The sequence below is a fragment of the Actinomadura violacea genome (assembly GCF_017573465.1).
GTDB classification, from domain to species: Bacteria; Actinomycetota; Actinomycetes; order Streptosporangiales; family Streptosporangiaceae; genus Spirillospora; species Spirillospora violacea.
Genome location: NZ_JAGEPF010000008.1, coordinates 1 through 20,963 on the forward strand (window position 1 = coordinate 1; position 20,963 = coordinate 20,963).

Sequence of the window (20,963 nt, forward strand, 5' to 3'; positions counted from 1 at the left end):
GGAAACTCGCCGCCCAGCGCATGGCCACCGCCGTGTCCAGCATGAGCAAGGTCATCGGCGAATCCCACGACATCCACCTGGGCGCCGAACGCCAGAACACCGCCATGTGGGGCTCCTGAACCACACCCGACGACCACCACCCATGCCTCCCCAAGACCCCACCACCAACCACCTCAACCAGCTCCTCTACCCCCTCGGCACTCCCCCCGCCGCAGCGCCAACCGCTCCCAAACCCCAGCAACCCGTACCTCAGTCACCGCCCCCTGTCCGCCCATCCAGAGGCGCAGGCAAGTACGAGGTCCGCCGCCGCGAACTCCTCAAAGTCGCCGACGAGATGCGCACCGACATCAAAGCCCTGGAACAAGCAATCCAAGCCCTCAAGATCCAAGTACACGAGGTTGGCGACTGGGATGTTGCCCAGCAACTCGCCTCCAAGGTCAACACCGCGCACACCAACATGCTCGACATCCTCGACCAGTTCGTACAGAGCTGCTACACGCAAGCCGGCCGCGTAGAGACGGCCGCCAAGACCTACGGCAAGGCTGAAGAGGGTGCGAAAACGGCCGCCCGAACGGCGACACCCAAGAACGTCACCCCGTGGTGAACGAAGTCAGACGAGAGCTGATCGGACGGAGGTAGCCGGCTTTGACACTGCACCCTCAGGAGCGCGGCATCCGTCCCGGCTCCCTCGGCCACGGCGACCCGGCCCAGTACGACTACCTAACCATCAAGTCCTTCCTCGCGAACGTCAAGCCCGCGGACCTGGAAGGGCTCCAGCAGGCGTACACCAAGCTGCAGAGCGCCCTCCAGGACCTCGAACAACGCCTCGGCCAGCACACCAAACGCCTGAACCAGATCTGGGACGGGGACGCACAGCAGTCCGGCACGACCGAGATCAAGCAGCTCACCGACAACACGGCCGCAATCGCCAAGGCAAGTGGCCAATTCGGAACGGCCATGTCGAGTGGAGCCGCCGCTCTCCGGAACCCGTCCCCGATCCCGGCGCCAACCGGCCCGGCGGCCGTGGTGCCGGGACTTCTCGGCGAGGCCGCCGCATCCCCGGCCGACACCAAGGCCGCCCAGGAAGCTCTGGCCAAGACCAACACATCCCTCGCCTCCGCCTTCGACCAGATCCCAGCCGGGCTGGCTCTCGGCCTCCCGAAATCCTTCTGGGAGACCCCGTACGCCGGCGCCGGATCCGGAACACCTGGTGGAGCATCCGGTGCCGACGCGCCCGGGACGGCTGCAGGCATCCCGGGCCACGGCGTTCCCCTGTCCGGCGCTGGAGGCGGTCGAATCGCACCAACGTCATCGATTGCCGCCCCCCGTTCACGGCTCGGCTCCACAAGTGGGTGGACGGCCTTCCGGAGAGCCTGGGACGTTCCTGCCAGCCCCATCACAAGGCGGGAGTCCAACGGATCTGGCAGGCACAGGTCCGGGTCTGGGACAGAACCCGGGACTTGCATCCGACTCGCCAGATGCGACGACGCCGATTCACGGCCGTCCCACCACCCCCGCTCCGGGCCGGGTCCCACCTGCGCTCGGAGGCTCGCCCCCATGGGTGTCGACCGGCCCAAACGGTCCGCCCTCAGTGGCGCCAGTGGTCGGCAAAAGGCCACGCCTCCCACATTTTCCGGAGTCGCCCGCGCCGCACGGAGGCAGCCCGGGACTTGGCGATCCCACCCGCGTGTCGCCCCGCGGAGTCATAGGCGATAACGGCTTCAAGGGGATGGGAGGCATCGGTCAGGAACCGTCCGTCCCCTACGGTGCTCCAGGTGGAGTGAGGCAGCCGTCCGCAGATGGGGTCCTCCGCAGCGGAGCGCTCCGCCCCGGCAGCGAGGGCGCCGCCGCGTCGATGGCAGAGGGACGCCAAGGACCTGTAGGTGCCGGGCTCCCCATGACGGGAGTCGCTGGAGGCGGTGGCCAAAGCAGCGAGAGGTCAAGGGACGTTTACGTAGCCGAGGACGACACGCTCTGGCACGACGAAACGGAAGTCTCACCACAAGTGCTCGGCAAGCCAGATCAGGTCCGGAGAAACCCAGAACATGGCAGCTGATCTCCCGAAGCGCAAGACTCCGCAGGTGAGGAGACTCGCGGTTCTGGCAACGGCCACAGCCCTACTCTCGCTCACCTGCCCGCCGGCACACGCTGCGCCGACGCCACGCTCGGAAGAGTGGTGGTTCACAGCATGGCAGATAGCGGACAAGGTATGGCCGCTGGCTCAGGGAGAGGGCGTTACCGTCGGCGTGATCGACACCGGCGTAGAGGCACGACTCCCAGAGTTGAAAGGTGTCGTGGTTCCGGGGGGCGGAAGCGGAAGCCCACATGGCGGCGACGGCCGGGTGGACTCAGATGCAAAAAACGGGGGGCACGGAACCGGGATGGCTGCGCTCATCACCGGTCAAGGTTCTGGCAGCGGGATGGTCGGCATCGCGCCCAAAAGCCGAATCCTTCCGGTCGTCAGCTCGACCTTCGGCATCGCGAAAGACATTCGCTACGCTGTCGATCGGGGAGCGGATGTCATCAACATGTCCGAGGGCATCCCTGCCGACAGATGCCCGATCGGGATACAGTCCGCAGTGAGTTATGCGGTCCAGCACGATGTGGTTCTGGTCGCGGGCGCGGGCAACGACCCCCTTTACGACTCGAACTACGCCCCCGCAAATTGTCGTGGCGTCCTGACCGTCGGCGGGGTTGATGCGAACCTCGTCCCATGGGAAAAATCGACCCCCGGAGGCAACGTCAACCTTGCCGGCCCCGCCGTCTCCGTAGGGTCAATAGGCAAGACGGGAGCCTTCCTCTTAGGGCTCAATGGAACAAGCCAGGCAGCGGCACTCACCTCAGGCGTCGTCGCGCTTATGAGGTCTCGTTTTCCTCACATGTCGGGCCGCGAGATCGTGCAACGTATGCTGGCCACCGCGAGGGATGTAGGCCCCAAGGGCTGGGACAAGAAAACCGGCTACGGCGCCCTGATCCCCTACAAGGCCCTAACCGCCAACGTCCCCAAGAACGCCCCCAACCCCGTGTACGCCTCGCTCACAGGCCAGGTCGCCAGGAATGAAGCTTCCCCCCAACCCACCGCCCTCCGACACAGCGCAATCAAAGAAAAAGGGGGCCAACACACATCCACCTATGCAATTCTCGCCGCGACTGCCACTCTGATAGGCGTCGCAACATTCATATCATTGATCGTCCATCGACGTCGACAATCAAGAAATCCTAATAACAACACGTCTACCAAACAGGACACTAAACTTTAAGGATGATACTTCATGGGTAGGGAAGACAACAAATTAAGAGACCAACTGAACTTCAGTGTCCCGGTTGCGCCGCGCACAGACCAGGAGGTCATCGAACGTAAGCAGGCAGCCGTCTCTCCTCAAGGCAGCCAAGATGACAGCAGGCCTCGCCGGGCAACGGATTCCGCACTCACTGAACCAGAAGGGGAGACGCTGCCTCCCATGCCGCCGGTACCGCGGCGCAACCACACTCACTCGCCCCATGGCGGACTGGCCCCACCTTCGCCGGAAACTTCGAGGACCGATGACCACAGTTCACTCACCAACGAAATCCAAGAATTTTCCGATGCCCGCCAAAAAGAACTGACTCTCGCCGTCGAGGAAGCCTCAAGGCGACAGTATCTTGGAGGCAGTGGGGGCGAGGAGGTGTATGTCAAAGTCGACGGCAACGGTCGAATACTTGATCTCCATGTGTCACATCGCCTGCTGAAGACGGAACAATCGAGAACGATCTCTGCCCTCCTGATGTCAGCGATCGCTCATGCACGCTCGAAGGCAGCCAGCGACTGGATGGCGGCCCTATCGCTGGGAATCGAAGCTGACTAGCATGGCGTCCTCTAGCGATGAGATCGCGGAACGAATTCGAGCACTAGGCCATCTGGTCGACTCGCTCCAGACCGAAACACGCAAAGTCATGGCCGCCGCTCAAAAAGATTCTTCACTGAGCATTGAGGTTGAAATCAAAGGCGGCATAGGAGTCGTCGAGGTAGATAGACTGGCGCGGCTCAAAGCAATACACTTGGATTCAAGGCAGATAAGAAGGTGCACTGCAGACTTCTTCTCCAGGGAGCTGGTAGCGGCGATCAACGCGGCCGAGCAAATGGCTCACGACTCACTCGGCAAGACTCGTCACAGCTCGCCGGCAGCCAGCTCTTCGAGTCATACGAAAAAGGACTCCCTCCATGGCAGATAAGTACAGCGTGCAACGGCAATCCCTACGAGAGGTCGCCACATATCTGAGTTCAGCCAACAAGAACTGGATCGACATCGCGAATACACTGGCAAACGCCAAAATAGGCCCGGACGATCTCGGGATCATCGGCAAGAAAACAAATGTCGTTTCAAAGTACAATACCGGAGTCGATCACGCCTGGCAGCAGATTGACGAAGGGGTGGCAAATCTCGATCTAATGATCTATGCTTTGAATCTCGTAGCCGCAAACTATGGCCATGCGGAACACAAAAGCATCGACACGCTTCGAGACATCCTGCGAGACATGCCGAAATGACGACGCTAGATGAGCCGGCCCCGTTTCCTCACCACGATGCCAGCACGGTAAGGAAGGCTGCGGAGATAACCAACCACCACAAGGCTCTTGGTGCACTGGACATGGTGCGCGACATGATCGGGCATCCGAACAACATCCAACGCGCTGTAACAGAATGGGAGAAAGCCATCCGTTCCATGAGCGAATCATTCGAGGGAGTCTCACGGGCACACAGTCAGGTGCATGCAAGATGGACGGGTGGCGCCGCAAATGGATTCAATTACTACGCGCTCGACGTAAAAACGACAATTACTGGCAATGTAACCGCACTTCAGGGCGTCCTAGACGCTACCAGTCAAATGTATTCAGCAGTGATCGAAGCATACAAAGAAGGAATAACGTTCATCTCAAAATGTGCCCAGAGCTTGCTGGACTTCGGCGGTGGTCTCTTCAGTGACTGGAAGGCCGTACTGGCGGTTGCGGCAGCCGGTCCAACCGATGGCGCTTCACTTGCCCTGGTCTTGAGTCATTTCACTTCATTACTATCCGAGTTTGCCGATAACATCACAAACTTGGTTAATGCTGCCATCGATGAAAGCAAGAACTACACCAACGCCCTAAGCGCGGCATTGAAGAATATCAATAGTGTTCGACCGCTGCCGCTTCCTACGGATGGCGTGCTCGACCTACATGCATGGACACCGCTGTGAGATCTTACCGAGCCGCGATGGCTTTGAGCATGCTGCTCACCGCAGGCTGCTCGTCAGTATCCGATGGCCATGACCAGGCTTATTCCGACGTGGTCGACACCTGTATGTTGATCGGCGCTTCGTCTATCCAGAAATACGTGGGTAGTGGTGCATCGCCCGAGCCGTCGCGAGTTCCGACCGCACGCTCACGCACCAAGCAGTCGGTATGCACTTGGAACAGCACACCGACTGGGCCTTCATTAAGGTTGGCGGAAGTGTTCCATGCTAAAAAGTACGGCGGCTCATCTGCTGCGGCTAAGAATTTTAAGTTCGGTCGTTCGGCCTGCCATGGAGCGACGTGCCGAGAAATACACGGAATTGGAAGCGAAGCATTTGTCCGAGGCGAGGACCTCCTCTCCGCCCGCCCATCGGCTGCTAACGGTTCCATCGACGTTTACACTAGAGACGAGAACATTGAGTTCACAGTCTCCTTCATGCCCGGTGTAGACACCACGGGTCCCACTATCGGTTCAGATGTGATGGCAAGTGCCACTCTTCTCGCCAAAGAAGTAGTGAATAATCTGAGAAAAGCGCGGCGACACTAAAGGCGTACAAAGTCCTCGAAGGAGTGCAGGTGATTGCTGACATGGAGTTTCTCTCTTAGATTTCCACAAGGACACCAGGAAAGGGCGATGGTTAATGAAGGCGGCTTACTTCTGGCTAGAGATCACCTCACGGGTGGTCAGTTGACCACTCACTCACCTTTCGACTTGGAGACAGGTACGGCATCCGGATTTCAGATGGCTCTACCATCCTGTGCCCTGTGAAAAGAAAAGAAGCTGCACCCACTCGTGCAGTCGCCCTGCTGTGGGGCGTCATGTCAGCAATTTATTCAGGCGGAGTACTCACGACTTTGTCAATAAGCCGAACGGCAAGGCAGAGTGCTTGCTTTGGCCCTCACGCCTCTTTCACGGTACTGACATCATGCTTGCTCATTTGCGTGATCACGCTCATCATCGCACTCCTCGCGGGACGCGTTTCGCAAATAGTGCTCCGGATCGCCGCCGCACCCGGTTTTATCGGCGCCGCCGTTCTGGCAATAATGGGACTTGGAAGTCCTGACTCGGGGCTGGTATTTCTCTTGCTGCCCGCCGCCGCCGGCATGTACATTCTCGCCACATACGCGATCAAGAAAACATAAAAGACCACAGTGAGCCCTCCTCGCCGTTGGGCGACTGCGGAAAGACATCATGTCGCCTATTGCTCTACTTCTGGTGCCAGGAAAAGGTACCGGTCGATTTTGCGGCGATTCTGGCTCGGCTGGAGGTGTGCTCGGCGGTAAGTGTAACCACGGTAGGCGAGGCAGCAACGCAGACGTGTTCGCTCGCGGGAGCTGGCCACGGTGCGCCACTGCGGAGCTGGGCCGACGTCGGGCGGGGACGGTCGCGGGAGAGGGCTGAGATACATCGGCTCGTCTCGTTGATGGGACTGCTGGACGAGGGCGATCCCTCCGACTGGCCGGGGTGGGTGAGTGAGTGCGCAGGCCGGGGCTTACCGGCTTCCCGGTAGTGAGGCGTTGGGCGGCGGTGTGGTCGCCGCCGTCGGCGGTCGGGTTTGTGGGTGGGATCGGTTGGGGGCGCTGGACGGGAAATCGGGGGCATGGAGATTCCGCGGACTCTGGCGCTCAGCGGGCACTCCCCTGGATCGGGCGGAGTGCAGACGTTCACGTGGGAGCTTGTGCGGCGGCTGGCTGCCGACCGGGTGGTGGTCGGCGCGCCCGCGCAGCCGGGGGCTGCGGACTTCGACGCGGGGCTGGACTTCCCCGGCGTGCGGAGGTAGTGATACCTGCTCGTCACGGGGGTGTGCAACTCGTCGCTCGGTACCGGGGAGGTGGCGTAGATCATGGCGGGGCGCCGTTCGGGTTGTACAAGCCGGTCGTGCGGACGGCGGGGATAGGGCGGCTGGTCGGGTCGACGCACGGGCAGGAGTTGGGGTGGTTTCGGGCGCCGCCGACGCGCCCTGTGTAGCGGGTGGCGGCGCGGTCGTTCGATGTGCTCACCCATCTCAGCCCGGGGACGCTGCCGGGGCTGACGGAGGCGGTCGGCGACCGGGCGCGGCCAGTGCAGATGTCGGGTGCGGTGGACGCGTGGCGTTTCCGGCCAGGGCTGGGCGGGTCGCGGGGCTGGTGGGTGGCACGGGGTGGGCGACCAGCCCGTGGCGCGGCGGGTGCGCTGGAAAGGGCATGACGTGCTGCCACGGCCGTGGCGGGACGGTGGTGTGCCGGCGGCCGGACGGGCGGGTGGTGATCGTCAGGGACGGGCCGATGCGACGGCGGGCAGCATCGTCGCGTCGGCGGATCTGCCGTGTTGCTGCGGCGTCGCGGACGTGTTCACGGTGTCGTGCCGGGACGGGCGGTGCGGCTTGCAGAGGGAGGGGCTCGGGGGTCGGTGCTGGGGGCGTCGGCGGCGGGGGTGCCGGGCGCGGGGGGGGTTTGTGGGGTGGGCTTCGGTTGGGGGGCGGCTGGGCGGGAACTCGTGGTCGCATGGAGGTTCCGCGGACTCTGGTGCTCGGCGGGCACTTCCCCCCTGGGTCGGGCGGGGTGTGGAGGTTCGGGCGGGCGTGGGCGTGGCGGCGGTGGGGCTGGGGCGCTGGTGGGGCGCGGCTGAATGGCCGCCGGTCGACGATTTCACGCTCGGCGACGGCTCCGGCGTGTGCGCCTGGGCCCCGTGGATGGAAGCCGGATGGCGCTTAAGGAGCGGCTGAATCGGCCGGAGTTTCGGCGGCTGATCGTCGGGCAGACGGTGTCCTCGCTCGGCGACTGGATGGGGACGCTCGCGCTGATGTACTTCGTGCTGGCGCTGAGCGGCTCGACGACGGCGGTGGGCGGGGTGCTGGTGCTGCGGCTGCTGCCGTCGGCGCTGGGCGCGCCGGTCGCGGCGCGGGTGGTGACGCGGTGGCGGCGGCGGAGCGTGATGCTGACGTCCGACCTGGTCAGGGTGGGGATGGCGGTGGCGCTGCCGATCGTGCCCTGGCTGTGGTGGGTGTACTTCTGGGCGTTCATGATCGAGGTCGTGGGGCTGATGTTCCTGCCGGCCCGGGACGCGGCGATCCCGTTCCTGATCGGGGAGGGCCGGGAGGAGGGGAAGAACGACCACGACACCGGGACGCTGGAGCTGGCGAACGGGATCACGATGGCGACGTCGTACGGGATGATCCCGTTCGGCGCGGGGATGTTCGGGCTGATCCTGTGGGTGTCGGAGCGGGCGGGGTGGGGCGGGCACTGGCGGTACGTGCTGGTGTTCTGGCTGGACGCGCTGACGTATCTGGCGTCGTGGCTGGCGGTGCGGGCGATCCCGGACCTCGGGCCGGGGCCGGGCGAGAAGGCGGCGATGGAGCGCGACGAGCGGGAGGCGCGCGAGGAGCACGGGTTCGTCAACGCGCTGAAGCTGCGGGTGGTGCGGAGCGTGCTGCCGGGGATCGCGGTGGTGGCGCTGGGGCTGGGCGCGCTGTTCTCGCTGGGGGTGGTGTTCGTGAAGGGGGTGATCAACGCGGGGCAGGTCGGGTTCGGGGTGCTGGTGGTGTGCTTCGGGATCGGCGCGATCGTGGGTCTGCTGCTGCTGCACCGCAAGACGGGGAGCCTGCTGACGCAGGTCCGGGCGGCGACGGCGGCGCAGGGGGTGGTGATCGCGTCGATGGGCGGGCTGGCGTCCGAGCCGTGGTCGTTCGTCGGGGCGGTGCTGTTCGGCGCGGCGGCGACGAGCGCGCTGGTGGGCGGGATCACCTATCTGCAGGAGAGCCTCGGCGGGGTGGACCGGAACCTGGCGCTCACCGCGTTCCATTCGGTGCTGCGGTTCGGGCTGGCGCTGGCGGCGCTGGTCGCGGGCGGCGCCGCCGACCTCCTGAAGGAGGCCGGCGTGCGGCCGCTCGGCATGGTCCCGGCCCAGTTCGTGCTGATGTTGTCGGGGCTGGTGGTGCTGGCCGGGACGTTCCTGATCCGGTCCCCTGAGGAGGCCGCGCCTACTTGACCGGGACGGGCTCGGTCAGTGGTTCGTCCTGCGGCTGTTCGGCCTCGCCGCGGGTGTTGGCGGCGCGCAGCGCGACGATCGCGGCGGCGGCGAGAAAGATGCTGCAGGCGAGCAGGGCGCGGGAGAACCCGCCGGTCAGCGCGTCCGGCATGGGCTTGCGGTCGGCGACCAGGTCGTGCGTGCGGGCGGTGGCGAGCGCGGAGAAGATCGCCAGGCCGAGGGCGCCGCCGAGCTGCTGCGAGGCGTTGAGCAGGGCGGCGGCGATGCCCGCCCGGTCCGGCGCGACGTTGGCGTTGGCGGCGGTGGTGATCGACACGAACGCCAGGCCGAGGCCGATGGAGGCGATCATCAGGCCGGGCAGCAGGTCGGTGAGGTACGCGCCGTCGACCGGGATGCGCGACAGCCAGTAGACGCCGCCGCCCGCGATCAGCAGCCCGGCGACCATCACCGGGCGGGTGCCGACCCGGGTTAGCAGCTGAGACGAGATCCCGGCGGCGATGCCGACGCCGAAGCAGAGCGGCAGGTAGGCGGAGCCGGTCTTCATCGGCGAGTAGTTCAGGACGTTCTCCATGTAGAGGCTGAGGAAGAAGAACATCGAGCCGATCCCGGCGACGGCGACGAGCATCGCGACGTCGGCGGCGCCGAGCCCGCGGATCCGGAAGATCGACAGCGGCAGCAGCGGGTTGCGGCCGCGCTGCTCGTTGAGCAGGAACGCCAGCAGGATCGCCACCGCCCCGATGAGGCCGCCGACGGTGCGGGCCGCGCCCCATCCGACGTCGGGCGCCTTGACGATCGTGTAGACGAGCAGCAGCATCCCGGCGGTGACGAGGACGGCGCCGAGGGCGTCGAAGTTCGCGAGCCGTGCGCTGCGCCGGTCGCCCTCGACCAGCAGGAACAGTCCCGCGATCACGATGACGCAGACCGGCACGTTCACCAGCATCACCCAGCGCCAGCCGGGGCCGTCGGTGAGCAGCCCGCCGAGCAGCACGCCGGCGGCGGACGCGCCGCCGGCGACGCCGCCCCACACGCCGAGCGCCTTGTTGCGGTCGCCGCCCTCCTTGAACGTCGTGGTGAGGATGGACAGGGTGCCGGGCAGCATCAGCGCGGCGCCGATGCCCTGGGCGAACCGGGCGCCGATGAGCATCCCGGACGTCTGCGCGAGGCCGCCGGTCACCGACGACAGCGAGAACAGGACGGTGCCGGCGACGACGACGCGGCGGCGGCCGAGCAGGTCGGCGAGCCGGCCGCCGAGCAGCATGAACCCGCCGTAGGTGAGCAGGTAGCCGGACGGCACCCACTGGAGGTCCTGGACGGAGAAGCCGAGGTCTTTTCGCATCGCGGGCAGCGCCACGTTGACGATCGAGGCGTCGATGAAGTCCAGGAACGCGATCGCGCACAGCAGCGTGAGGGTGATCTTGCCGCGCCCGGTCGCGAGGAAGGACGGGCGGGCGTCGGTGGTCGCCATGGTCATCTCCGGGTGTCAGGCGCTCGCCGGCGTCTGCCAGCGGGGCGCGCGTTCGTAGCGGGGCCGCCAGACGGCGCGGTACAGCAGCCGGACGGGCGGCGGGACGATGCCGAGGACCTTGCGGCGCGTCTCGTCGGCGGCGCCGTCGAGCAGCCAGGGGAAGAAGGTCGCGGCGCCGCTCATGCCGAGCTTGCTGCGCTGCTCGGCGCCGAACGCGTCCCATTCGTCCTTGGTGAGGTGCTGCTGGACGAGCGGCAGCGCGAGTTCCTCCTCGTGGTCGCAGTGGGCGGTGAGGGTCTGCGCGAGTTCGGCGGCGCGGGCGGCGAGCGCGGGCGCGGGCCCGGACAGGGCGGCGTCGACGCCGTCCAGCAGCCTGTCGAGGGCGTTGTGCTCGTCCTCCATCTGCTCGAGGACGGCGCCGTCGGCGACCCTGCCGGCCAGGACGGGCCACAGGTGGGTGTCCTCGGCGGTGTGGTGGACCTGCAGGAACGTGGTGAAGCGGTCCCAGCCGGCGCGGAGCGCGGCGCCGGGGGCGTCCCCGGCCTCGGCCATGGCGACGAGCCGGTCGAGGTCGCGCTGGAAGGCGTCGTGGACGGCGTACATGAACGAGACGTCGATCGGGTCGGGCGGGACGGATCGCGTCCGCGCGGCCGGTTGCGTGGTGCGGCTCATGAGTGATGGCCCCCTCGTACGGTGCCGGGTCTGTCCCCGTTGCTCGCCACCAATGAGCGGACGCCGGGCGGCGTTTGTGACACGGCGCGGCCGGGATGAGGGCCACATCACAGTTACGGGCGGGATGTCACACTTCGGGGGCGCGGGCCCTCTATGGGGTCGAGCGCACAGGAGGTCGACCCATGCCCGAAGGCATCGCCGAGGACACCGCGACGCGGGTGTTCGCCGATCACCGGGAGCTGCTGTTCTCGGTCGTCTACAACATGATCGGCAGCGTCGCCGACACCGAGGACGTGCTGCAGGACGCGTGGCTGGCGTGGTCGGCCCGGTACGGCGCGGGCGGCGCGGAGGAGATCGGGAACCCGCGGGCGTACCTGGTGCGGATCGCGGTGAACACGGCGCTGGCCAGGCAGGCGACGATCAGCCGGCGGCGCGAGACGTACGTGGGGCCGTGGCTGCCCGAACCGCTGGTGAGCGACGCCGGGGCGGACGAGGCGGCGGAGCGGACCGAGGCGGTGTCGATGGCGCTGCTGGTGGTGCTGGAGACGCTGACGCCGCTGGAGCGGGCGGTGTTCGTGCTGCACGAGGTGTTCGGGTACGCGCACACCGAGATCGCGGCGATCCTGGACCGCAGCCCGTCGGCGGTCCGGCAGCTGGCGCACCGGGCCCGCGAGCACGTGCACGCGCGGCGTCCCCGCTACCAGGCCGACCCGAAGGTGCAGCGGCAGGTGACCGAGCGGTTCGTGCAGGCGGCGCTGGGCGGCGACATCGAGGACCTGATGCGGATCCTGGCGCCGGACGTGACGCTGTGGACCGACGGCGGCGGGAAGGCGCGGCCGGCGGCGCTGCGCCCGATCCAGGGCGCCGACCGGGTCGCGCGGACGATCACCGGCGGGACGGGGCGGGGGCGGTGGCCGGTGGAGATCCGGTACCGGACCGTCAACGGCGACCCGTCCGCGGTGCTGTTCGACAGCGGGGACGCGCCGTTCGGCGTCATGGTGCTGGACCTGGCGCCGGGCGACGACCGGATCCGCGGGATCTATGCGGTGACGAACCCGGACAAGCTCGCTCACATCGACGAGCACCGCTGAGAGACGCGGTCCGCCGCCGGGGGCCGCGGCGGCGGACCGCCCCTTCCCGGCCCACCGTGCCGCCGCCTCGCCGTGGCCGCTCCCGGTCGCCGATTCGGGCAGGCCAGCCTGGGTAGGGGGTCATCGCGATCACCCGCGGCCCGGAGGCGCCGGGCGCGGATCGCCCGATCCATATGAGCCTTCTCGGGATGATCTTCGCCGTGGTGGCGGCCGCGTTCACCGGACTCGGCTTCGTCGCCCAGCAGCATGCCGCCTACCGGGAGCCGCTGGAGGAGATGCTGCACCCGCGGCTGCTGCTGCACCTGCTGCGCAGCCGGCTGTGGCTGGCCGGCATCGGCACGATGATCGTCGGCCAGGTGCTGTTCGCGGTGGCGCTGAACATGGCCGACATCGCGCAGGTCGAGCCGCTGCTGGCGAGCAACCTGATCTTCGCGCTGGTCGCCGCGCACCTGATCTACCGGGAGCGGCTCGGCCGCGCGGAGTGGCAGGGCGCGGTGCTGTTCACCGCGGGCGTCGCGCTGTTCCTGACGATCGGGGAGCCGCACGGCGGGGGCGAGCCGAGCACCTGGTCGCCGCGCTGGATCGCCGGCGCGGTGGTGCTCGGCCTGGTGGGGCTGCTGACGATTGCGGGCCAGCACCGCGACCTGCGGGTCCGCGCGATCACCCTGGCCTGCGCCGCCGGCCTGCTGTACGGCCTGCAGGACGCGCTGACCCGCAGCGTCCTGCTGCTGTTCGACCACGGGATCTGGCAGGCGGCCCGGGACTGGCAGCCCTACAGCCTGGTGCTGATCGGGGCGACCGCACTGCTGTTCTCGCAGAGCGCGTTCGACGCGGCGCCGCTGCGGATCTCGCTGCCCGCGACCACGGCGGCCGAGCCGCTCACCGGCATCGCGCTCAGCATCGTGATCTTCGACGAGCGGCTGCGGGTGTCGGTGGGCAGCCTGGCGCTGGAGGCGATCGGCCTCGCCGCCATGGTCGCCGGGATCGTCGTGCTGGGCCGCTCCCCCTATCTGGGCAAACCGGGTGACCGCGCCGGTGCCGCCGCGAACGGGGTCCGCGAGGAGAGCGCGCGCGAGGACGGGGCGGGGTGCTGATGCTGCCGGTGCTGTTCGCGGTCCTCGCCGCCGCCGCCAACGCGCTGGCGTCGGTGCTGCAGCGGCAGGTCGCCAAGGGCGCGCCGGACGAGCACACGTTCCGCCCGTCGCTGATCGTCGACCTGCTGCGCAAGCCCGCCTGGCTCGGCGGGATCGGCGCGCTCATCGCCGCGTTCCTGCTCCAGGCCGCGGCGCTGGACCGGGCGGGGCTGGCGCTGGTCCAGCCGCTGCTGGCGGCGGAGCTGCCGTTCACGATGCTGCTGCTCGGCTGGCTGGTGCCGGGCGCGTTCGCCAAGCTGCCGTGGGCGGCGGTCGGCGCGCTGACCGCCGGCCTGGCGGCGCTGCTCACCGCCGCGTCCCCGTCGGAGGGACCGGGACGTCCGGGACCGCTCGGCTGGATGATCGCCACCGGCGTGACGGCGGGCCTGGCGGCGGGGCTGATCGCGGCGGCCTGGATCGTCAGCGGGCCGCTGCGCGCCGTGCTGCTGGGCGTGACGACGTCGCTGGGGTTCGCGCTGACCGCCGCCTACATGAAGACGGCCACGCAGATCATCACCGACTCCGGGGTCGCCGCCGCGTTCGCGTCCTGGGAGCTCTACGCGATGGTCGCGACGGGCATCGCCAGCCTGGTGCTGCTACAGATGGCGCTGGCCAGCGGCACCCTCGTCGTGGTGCAGCCCGCGCTGACGGTGACCGACCCCGTCGCGAGCATCTGCCTCGGCATCGGCCTGTTCGACGAGCACATCCGCGCCGGCGGCTGGGTCGCGCTGGAGCTCGCCGGCATCGCGCTGATCCTGGTCGGCAGCATCGGGATCGCCCGCTCCCCCGTGCTGCACGAGCAGCACACCGTCAGCCGAGCGCCGTGCACACCGCGCGCTCGGCGGGCTCGGCGCTGAACAGCGCGTCCACGCGGGCGGCGCGGGTGTGGCGCAGCGCGCCGTCCGCCAGCCGGTCCAGCGCCTCCACCAGCTCGGCGGGCGAGTGCGCGTGGACGCTGAGGCCGCCGCGCGCCATGGCCCGCGCCCCGTCGCGGCCGTGCCCGGGGATCGGCCGGTAGGAGATCACCGGCAGCCCGCACGCGAACGCCTCCCGGCACATCATCCCGGCGGCGTTGTCGACCAGCGCGTACGCGCCCGCCATCAGCTGCGGGACATCGTCGCGCCAGCCGAGCGCGGGGGCGAGCCCGGTGCCGAGGATCCGGCGGCGCAGGCGCCCGTTGCGGCCGCACAGCACGGCGGGCCGGTACCGTCCGGACGCCGCCAGCACGCCCGCCGCCTCCACCACCTGCCCGACGCCCCAGGCGCCCGCCGAGATCAGCACGACCCGCTCGTCCGAGCCCGCCCCGACCGCCCTGCGCAGCCGTTCGCGGCCGGCCTCTATGTCCGGGCTGCGCAGCTCCGGCGACACCAGGGGGGCGCACATGGTCGCGGGACGTCCCGTCGCGGCCGTGACGGCCCGCGCCGCCGCCTGGTCGGGGCACAGGTAGCGGTCGTTGCCGGGGTGCAGCCACATCCGGTGGACGGCGAAGTCGGTGACGAGGACCAGGGACGGCGCGTCCAGCCCCCCGGACCGGCGCAGCCGCCCCGCGGCCTGCGCGGCGACGTGGAAGGTCGACACGACCGCGTCCGGCGGCAGCTCCCGGACGCGCCGCTCAAGCCGCGCGGCGATCAGCGCGGTCAGCGGCGAAGGCGGCGGCGGGCGCAGCGGCCCGGGCCGCCCGGACACGAAGAACGCCCGGTAGACCGCCGCGTACAGCCACGGCGCGGACCGGATCGTGCCCGCGTAGGCGCGGCGCAGCGCGCGCCCGAGCCGCAGCGGCACGAGGTCGAGGACGTCCACCACGGAGACCTCGACGCCGTACGGGGCGACCCTCCGTTCCAGCTCTCCGGCGACCGCGTCGTGCCCCGCCCCCATGCCCGCTGTGAGAATTAAGAGTCGCTTGCCCATTAGATGGGACCCCCCTGTGCAAGATGGTCATGTGCACACACATATCCGGGCACGCCACGTCCCCGCCGCCGCGGTGGCCGGCACCGCCGCCGGCCTGGGCGCGGCGCTGGCGCACACCCTGCCCGCGGCGACCTGGCTCGCTCCGGTCCGCCGCTGGACGCCCCGGATCGCGGGCCGCGGCTTCTCCGACCACGTCGCGCTGACCCTGGACGACGGCCCGGACGGCGCGTCCACGCCGCTGTTCCTGGACGAGCTGTCCCGGCTCGGCTGCCGCGCGACGTTCTTCGTCCTCGGTTCGATGCTGCTGCGCCACCCGGACGTCGGGCGGCGCATCGCCGCCGACGGCCACGAGCTCGGCGTGCACGGCTGGCACCACGACAACGCGCTGGTCACCCGGCCCGGGCGGGTCTCGGCGGAGATCGCCCGGACGGTCCGGCTCGTCGAGGAGGTGTGCGGGGCGCGGCCGCGCTGGTACCGGCCGCCGTACGGGGCGCTGAGCGCCGAGGCGCTGCTGGCGGCGCGCCGCAACGGGCTGCGGCCGATCCTGTGGTCGGCGTGGGGGCGGGACTGGACGGCGTCGGCGACGCCGGAGTCGGTGCTGGCGGAGCTGTCGCCGGGCATCGAGGGCGGGGCGACGCTGCTGCTGCACGACAGCGACGTCACGTCCGCGCCGGGGGCGTGGAAGTCGTCGCTGGGCGCGCTGCCGAACGTCGTGGAGGCGTGCCGGAGCGCGGGGCTCACCGTGGGCCCGCTGCGCGATCACGGGATTCCGGCATGATGGCCGCGTCCGCCGGCTCTTGTGTCACACGGATCCTTCTGCCCCTGCGGGCGGCAGGTATGTGGACGGCGCTACCGCGCGTCACCTTTGCCCGTTTTGTGCGTTTCGCCCCCTGATTCCCGGTTACAAGGTTGTGAGGGAGATTCTCCTATGGGGGAGGAGATGTCATGAGGGATCGCAGAAGGTCCACAGGAAGGGACTCGCCGGCTCCCGGCGAGGGCACGCCGATGACGGGCCCGGGGCACGACGTCCCCGCGCATGACATGCCCGCGCACGACATGCCCGCCGGCCGGGGCACGCCGGCCGCCTCCGCCGCACCCCGCGAGGGCGCGATGGAAGGCGAGCAGTTCGCTCTTTGGGAGGACCGTACGCGGATCTCCCTGACGCCGATCGCCGCGCCGTCGATCCTCGGCCTGTTCGGGTTCGCCGGCGCCACCATGATGGTCGGCGCGTGGCAGGCGAACTGGTACGGCACGGCGCTCACGCCGCTCGTGCTGTTCCCGTTCGCGCTGACGTTCGGGGGACTGGCGCAGTTCCTCGCCGGCATGTGGTCCTACCGGGCCCGGGACGGCCTCGCCACCGCCATGCACGGCATGTGGGGCGCGTTCTGGATCGGCTGGGGCCTGCTGTTCATGCTCGTCGCGATCGGCGCCTACCCGCTGGCACTCGCACCGCGGATCGGGGTGGTCAACCAGGGCTTCGCGTTCTGGTTCATCGCACTGTGCGTGATCACCGGGTTCGGCGCGCTGGCCGCGATGGGCAAGAACCTGGCGATGTCGGCGGTCCTGTGGCCCCTTGCCGCGGGCGCGGGCTTCACCGCCGCCGGATTCTGGGCGGGCTCGACCTGGCCCATCCGGGTCGGCGGCTGGCTGTTCGTCATCTCCGCGGCGATCGCCGTTTACACGGCGGCCGCGCTGATGCTCGAGAACAGCTACGGACGGACGATCCTGCCGCTCTTCGCGTTCCGGGGAGGCCAGAACATGCCGGGACGCCGCGCCAGGCGTTCGCTGGAGTACCGCTACGGCGAGCCGGGGGTCAAGATCGGACAGTGATCCCGGCACTCCGTGCCGCGCCCCGTCCCCGTACCCAGGGGCGGGGCACGGGCATGGGGCGAGACTTTACCCAGCTCACGGAGGTTTTACGTTTCCGCTCGCCTATCCTGGGCGTCATTCCATCGGCGCTTGGAGGGAGCGGGATGCGATCGGCGTTTCGGAGGACGTGGCGACGGGCCGTCCAGACCTACCAGCTGGCCTGCGCGCGGGACGACGCGGCCAAGCGGAAGATCACCATCCCGAGCGGGGTGTGGGTCTGCGACCACTGCGCGGAGGCCCTGCTGGAGCTCAACGCCCTCCGCGAGCACATCCGCACCCAGCACGCCTACATCTGAGGGCCTCGGCGGTGACACGGTCGCCGTCCGCTACGATCCGCAGAACCCGGAGCGTTGCACCACGCATTCGGCGCGGCAGGCGTCAAGCTATTGACATTAGCCGTTGGGGAACTTAGCTTAGCTCTTGCCATCGAGCACGAGTTCCCAGGAGGGGGCCATGCGCCTCGCGTCCAACCTGCACCGCCTAGGCAACGACATCGTCGCCTGCTACCTCGTCGACACCCCCGACGGGATCACCCTCATCGACGCGGGCCTGCCGGGCCACTGGCACGACCTGCAGCGCGAACTCCAGGCCCTCGGCAAGACCGCCGACGACGTCCGCGGGATCGTGCTGACGCACGGCGACTCCGACCACATCGGCTTCGCCGAGCGCCTGCGCCGCGAGCACGGCGTACCGGTGTACGTGCACGCCGCCGACGCCGACCGCGCCCGGACCGGCGAGAAGCCCAAGACCCCGTTCGGCTCCATGCGCGTCGGGCCGACGCTCGGGTTCCTCGGCTACTCGATCCGCAAGAACGGGCTGCGCCCCCGCTACGTCGCCGAGGTGACCGAGGTCGGCGACGGCGACGTCCTCGACCTGCCCGGCAGCCCGGTGATCGTGGGCATGCCGGGGCACTCCCCCGGCAGCGTCGCGGTGCACGTCCCCGCCGCGGACGCGGTGTTCGTCGGCGACGCCCTCACCACCCGGCACGTCCTCACCGGGCGCACCGGCCCGCAGCCCGCGCCGTTCACCGACGACCCGGACGAGGCGCTCGCCTCCCTCGACCGGATCGCCGGCCTGGCGGCGTCCTGGGTGCTGCCGGGCCACGGCGCCCCCTGGCAGACCTCGCCCGCGCAGGTGAGCGCGGCCGTCCGGAACGGCTGACTTACCCCTCCCCGGCGTCCGCCACGGCCTCGGCGAGGGCCCGGACCACCGGGGTCTCGTGGGCGGACCGCCACGCGAACGCCCACTGGAGGGGCGCGGCGTCGCGGACGGGCAGGTAGACCAGGCTGGGCCACGGGTAGAAGCGCGCCGTCTCGGCCGGGCACGCGACGACGGCCTCCCCGGAGACGACGGCCTTGAGCTCGTCGTCCCAGGTGGCGACCACCTGGCCGCGCGGGACGGGCCGTCCGGCCGGGGTGCGGAACGGCTGGATCGCCTCTTCCATGGACGCCGGGATGGGCGAGCGGTGCGCGACGAAGGTGAGGTCGCCGAAGTCCTCCAGGCAGACCGACTCGCGGTCCGCGTACGGATGCCCGGCCGCCAGCGCGAGGACGAGCGGCGACGCATGGGTGACCGGGGAGAGCGTCAGGTCCGGCTCCCGCACCGGCAGCCACAGGTGCGCCACGTCGATCTCCCCCGACCGCAGGGGCGTGAGTGGATCGACGGGGTTCAGGTCGCGGTGCACCAGCTCGATGCCGGGATGCCGGGCACGGAACCGTCCGACGATCTCCTCGACCATCCACCCCTGCGGCCCCATCGTGCCGAGCGTCAGCGTCCCGGCGAGGTTCCGGACGCCGGCCGACACCTGCTCGATCCCGCTCATGATCTGCCGGTAGGCGGGTTCGAGCACCTGGTGGAGCCGCCGTCCGGCGGGGGTGAGCCGGACGTTGCGGGAGTTGCGCTCGAACAGCGGCGCGCCGATCCGCCGCTCCTGCTTCTTGATCGCGTGGCTGACCCTGGACGCGGTGACGTGCAGCCGCTCGGCGGTGCGCCCGAAGTGCAGCTCCTCGGCCAGCGTCAGGAAGATCTCGATGTCCCGAAGCTCCACGCGCCCCCCGATCATGACCCGAAGGTCACCGATCCGTTGACCCTACCCGCAACGACCCCTCCCCGACCGGCCACCGCCCCCGGCGAGAGCCGCCCCAGAGCCCCGAGAAATGAATTCAGCAGTGCCGCCGGCCGCACTCCCCCAACCAGCAACCGACCCGAAATGACACATTGGCCGCTTCAGGCCAACCGCTCGGCGACCTTGACCGCCTTAATGCCACCAAGACACGATCTCTGTCGATTCATGAATGCCGTGAGCCGAGAAGGGGACCGATGACGGGGGCGGGGTCAATCGACCGGGCCGCGGCTGCGGCCGCGCTCGGCCACGACTGGGAGACAGCCGCGGGACCACCGGCATTCAGCCGTCGAGCAATGCGCCGCCGAATCGTCCGATGGACACCCTTATTTGTCCTCATGTTGGCATGCACGACCATATCCGGATGCACCCCTCGCATTAAGGGAGAGCATTTGCAGGTCGCCGATGAAAAGAAGCTGTCGGATGGACTCGACGACTTCTTTTACAAGATCATCCAGGTCATGCACGCCGGAAAGCCCGCCACGGCGCCCGGTGGAGGGCCGGCCCCCTGCGACCAGTTCGACCTCATGGACTTCAAGGATGGCGAGTCCAGCCCGTACAACATCGCGGACTTCTCCGCCGTCGACGGCATGCCACCGGGCAAGGCGGTACCGGCGATCATGCGTTTGAAGGCCTACGCGGAGCGCTCCGGATGGGTGATCTCCGCCTTCCGGCCCGCGACCGGGGGCCGCACGTCCACGGAACTCGCGGGCCACGCCGCCGGTTACCGCTACGGGTACGGCTACGGTTTCACGGCAGAGGCCCTGCATGACATGAACCGCATCGTCATAACCGCGGGGTCGGACTGCGTCCGTGATCCCCGGGACCACCGTCGCCCGGTCCCGTATTCGCCCTACTGAAACGGCCTCAGGCGCCGGTTGCCGGCCCCAGCGCTCTTGTCATGAAGACGCTGTTCCGGTCCGGGCGGTACTCCTCGAAGGGCTCGCAGTACTCGAAGCCGTACTTCTCGTAGAGCCTCCTGGCCGGGAGGAAGAAGTCGTCCGAGCCGGTCTCCAGGCTCAGCCGGGTGAAGCCCATGCGCTCGGCCTCGGCGATGATGTGCCCGAGCAGCCGCGACGCGATGCCGCTCCGCTTGCGCACCGTCGACGTGCGCATCGACTTCAGTTCCGCGTGCGACGCGTCCAGCCGCTTGATGGCCCCGCAACCCACGACGTCACCGCCGTCCATCACCGACCAGAACGTGACGTCCGGCCGGCGAAGCGCATCGAGGTCGAGGGCGTGCTTGCTCTCCAGCGGCGTGATGGACCGCATCTGCCGGACGTGCTCCTCCAGGAACTCCGCGATCTCCGGACCCGACAGGTCGTCGACAACGATCCTCATCACGCACCCCACCGATCAGCCCGCACCAGGACATACGCCACCCTAACCACCGCCACCGCCACCGCCACCACCACCACCACCACGAGCAGGGTCCCAGAGAACGCCACAGGTGAAACCCGCGCACCAGTCGAAGAGGGGACG

General features: G+C 68.7%; 21 protein-coding genes. 16 read left to right on the forward strand and 5 right to left on the reverse strand.

What is annotated here, in order from left to right; genetic code table 11:
* Positions 1-142 precede the first annotated feature (142 nt).
* The 8 genes from J4709_RS56395 to J4709_RS13210 all read left to right on the forward strand — a co-directional run bounded on the left by J4709_RS56395 (position 143) and on the right by J4709_RS13210 (position 9,221).
* Entirely contained in the window at positions 143-604 is a 462-nt protein-coding gene (locus J4709_RS56395; protein WP_504740137.1) for a DUF2563 family protein, read from the forward strand.
* Positions 605-2,045: 1,441 nt separating this feature from the next.
* A complete protein-coding gene (locus J4709_RS13180) occupies positions 2,046-3,260 on the forward strand; it encodes a S8 family serine peptidase (protein WP_208240671.1) in 1,215 nt (404 codons plus the stop codon).
* A gap of 12 nt (positions 3,261-3,272) precedes the next feature.
* Positions 3,273-3,845 carry a YbaB/EbfC family nucleoid-associated protein gene (locus J4709_RS13185; RefSeq protein ID WP_208240673.1) on the forward strand — a complete coding sequence of 191 codons (573 nt, stop codon included), beginning with the start codon at positions 3,273-3,275 and terminating at the stop codon, positions 3,843-3,845.
* Positions 3,846-4,201: 356 nt separating this feature from the next.
* Entirely contained in the window at positions 4,202-4,528 is a 327-nt protein-coding gene (locus J4709_RS13190) for a hypothetical protein (RefSeq protein ID WP_208240675.1), read from the forward strand.
* Positions 4,525-5,217: a hypothetical protein gene (locus J4709_RS13195; protein WP_208240676.1), complete on the forward strand. Its 693-nt coding sequence runs from the start codon at positions 4,525-4,527 to the stop codon at positions 5,215-5,217. Before J4709_RS13190 ends, J4709_RS13195 begins: the two co-directional genes overlap by 4 nt.
* Positions 5,218-6,196: 979 nt before the next feature.
* Positions 6,197-6,397, forward strand: coding sequence for a hypothetical protein (locus tag J4709_RS13200; protein ID WP_208240677.1), 201 nt, complete (start codon positions 6,197-6,199; stop codon positions 6,395-6,397).
* A gap of 458 nt (positions 6,398-6,855) precedes the next feature.
* Positions 6,856-7,035: a hypothetical protein gene (locus J4709_RS13205; RefSeq protein WP_208240678.1), complete on the forward strand. Its 180-nt coding sequence runs from the start codon at positions 6,856-6,858 to the stop codon at positions 7,033-7,035.
* 902 nt (positions 7,036-7,937) lie between these two features.
* Positions 7,938-9,221 (forward strand): MFS transporter, encoded by a 1,284-nt coding sequence (locus J4709_RS13210; protein ID WP_208240679.1) that lies wholly within the window; start codon positions 7,938-7,940, stop codon positions 9,219-9,221.
* Here the strand turns inward: J4709_RS13210 and J4709_RS13215 are convergent.
* Both J4709_RS13215 and J4709_RS13220 read right to left on the reverse strand, forming a co-directional pair.
* The gene (locus tag J4709_RS13215) at positions 9,214-10,686 is read right to left on the reverse strand and encodes an MFS transporter (RefSeq protein WP_208240680.1); all 1,473 of its coding nucleotides are present in this window, start codon (positions 10,684-10,686) and stop codon (positions 9,214-9,216) included. The two genes, J4709_RS13210 and J4709_RS13215, sit on opposite strands and share 8 nt — an antisense overlap.
* Positions 10,687-10,701: 15 nt before the next feature.
* Positions 10,702-11,358 (reverse strand): hemerythrin domain-containing protein, encoded by a 657-nt coding sequence (locus J4709_RS13220; RefSeq protein WP_208240681.1) that lies wholly within the window; start codon positions 11,356-11,358, stop codon positions 10,702-10,704.
* A gap of 182 nt (positions 11,359-11,540) precedes the next feature.
* Here J4709_RS13220 and sigJ point away from each other — a divergent pair, with 182 nt between their 5' ends.
* The 3 genes from sigJ (at position 11,541) to J4709_RS13235 (ending at position 14,439) form a co-directional block, all read left to right on the forward strand.
* Entirely contained in the window at positions 11,541-12,449 is a 909-nt protein-coding gene (sigJ, locus tag J4709_RS13225; protein WP_208240682.1) for an RNA polymerase sigma factor SigJ, read from the forward strand.
* 188 nt (positions 12,450-12,637) lie between these two features.
* Positions 12,638-13,543, forward strand: a complete 906-nt coding sequence (locus J4709_RS13230; protein WP_173095971.1) for a DMT family transporter — start codon at positions 12,638-12,640, stop codon at positions 13,541-13,543.
* A complete protein-coding gene (locus J4709_RS13235) occupies positions 13,543-14,439 on the forward strand; it encodes a DMT family transporter (protein ID WP_232383459.1) in 897 nt (298 codons plus the stop codon). The genes J4709_RS13230 and J4709_RS13235 overlap by 1 nt, the downstream gene beginning before the upstream one ends.
* On the opposite strand, the gene J4709_RS13240 is transcribed toward J4709_RS13235, so the two are convergent.
* Entirely contained in the window at positions 14,393-15,457 is a 1,065-nt protein-coding gene (locus J4709_RS13240) for an MGDG synthase family glycosyltransferase (protein ID WP_232383442.1), read from the reverse strand. The genes J4709_RS13235 and J4709_RS13240 overlap by 47 nt on opposite strands.
* A gap of 64 nt (positions 15,458-15,521) precedes the next feature.
* On the opposite strand from J4709_RS13240, the gene J4709_RS13245 reads away from it, so the two are divergent.
* The 4 genes from J4709_RS13245 (at position 15,522) to J4709_RS13260 (ending at position 18,520) form a co-directional block, all read left to right on the forward strand.
* A complete protein-coding gene (locus tag J4709_RS13245) occupies positions 15,522-16,268 on the forward strand; it encodes a polysaccharide deacetylase family protein (RefSeq protein WP_307801205.1) in 747 nt (248 codons plus the stop codon).
* Between the two features lie 167 nt (positions 16,269-16,435).
* Positions 16,436-17,320 (forward strand): acetate uptake transporter family protein, encoded by an 885-nt coding sequence (locus J4709_RS13250; protein WP_208240689.1) that lies wholly within the window; start codon positions 16,436-16,438, stop codon positions 17,318-17,320.
* Positions 17,321-17,463: 143 nt separating this feature from the next.
* Positions 17,464-17,655 (forward strand): hypothetical protein, encoded by a 192-nt coding sequence (locus J4709_RS13255; RefSeq protein WP_208240691.1) that lies wholly within the window; start codon positions 17,464-17,466, stop codon positions 17,653-17,655.
* 157 nt (positions 17,656-17,812) lie between these two features.
* Positions 17,813-18,520, forward strand: a complete 708-nt coding sequence (locus tag J4709_RS13260) for an MBL fold metallo-hydrolase (RefSeq protein WP_208240693.1) — start codon at positions 17,813-17,815, stop codon at positions 18,518-18,520.
* 1 nt (position 18,521) lies between these two features.
* Here the strand turns inward: J4709_RS13260 and J4709_RS13265 are convergent, their stop codons facing one another.
* Entirely contained in the window at positions 18,522-19,421 is a 900-nt protein-coding gene (locus J4709_RS13265) for a LysR family transcriptional regulator (protein ID WP_232383443.1), read from the reverse strand.
* Positions 19,422-19,873: 452 nt separating this feature from the next.
* Between J4709_RS13265 and J4709_RS13270 the strand changes: the two genes are divergently transcribed.
* The gene (locus J4709_RS13270) at positions 19,874-20,341 is read left to right on the forward strand and encodes a hypothetical protein (protein ID WP_208240695.1); all 468 of its coding nucleotides are present in this window, start codon (positions 19,874-19,876) and stop codon (positions 20,339-20,341) included.
* Positions 20,342-20,348: 7 nt separating this feature from the next.
* Here J4709_RS13270 and J4709_RS13275 read toward each other — a convergent pair whose 3' ends face one another.
* Positions 20,349-20,822: a GNAT family N-acetyltransferase gene (locus J4709_RS13275; protein WP_208240697.1), complete on the reverse strand. Its 474-nt coding sequence runs from the start codon at positions 20,820-20,822 to the stop codon at positions 20,349-20,351.
* Positions 20,823-20,963 lie beyond the last annotated feature (141 nt).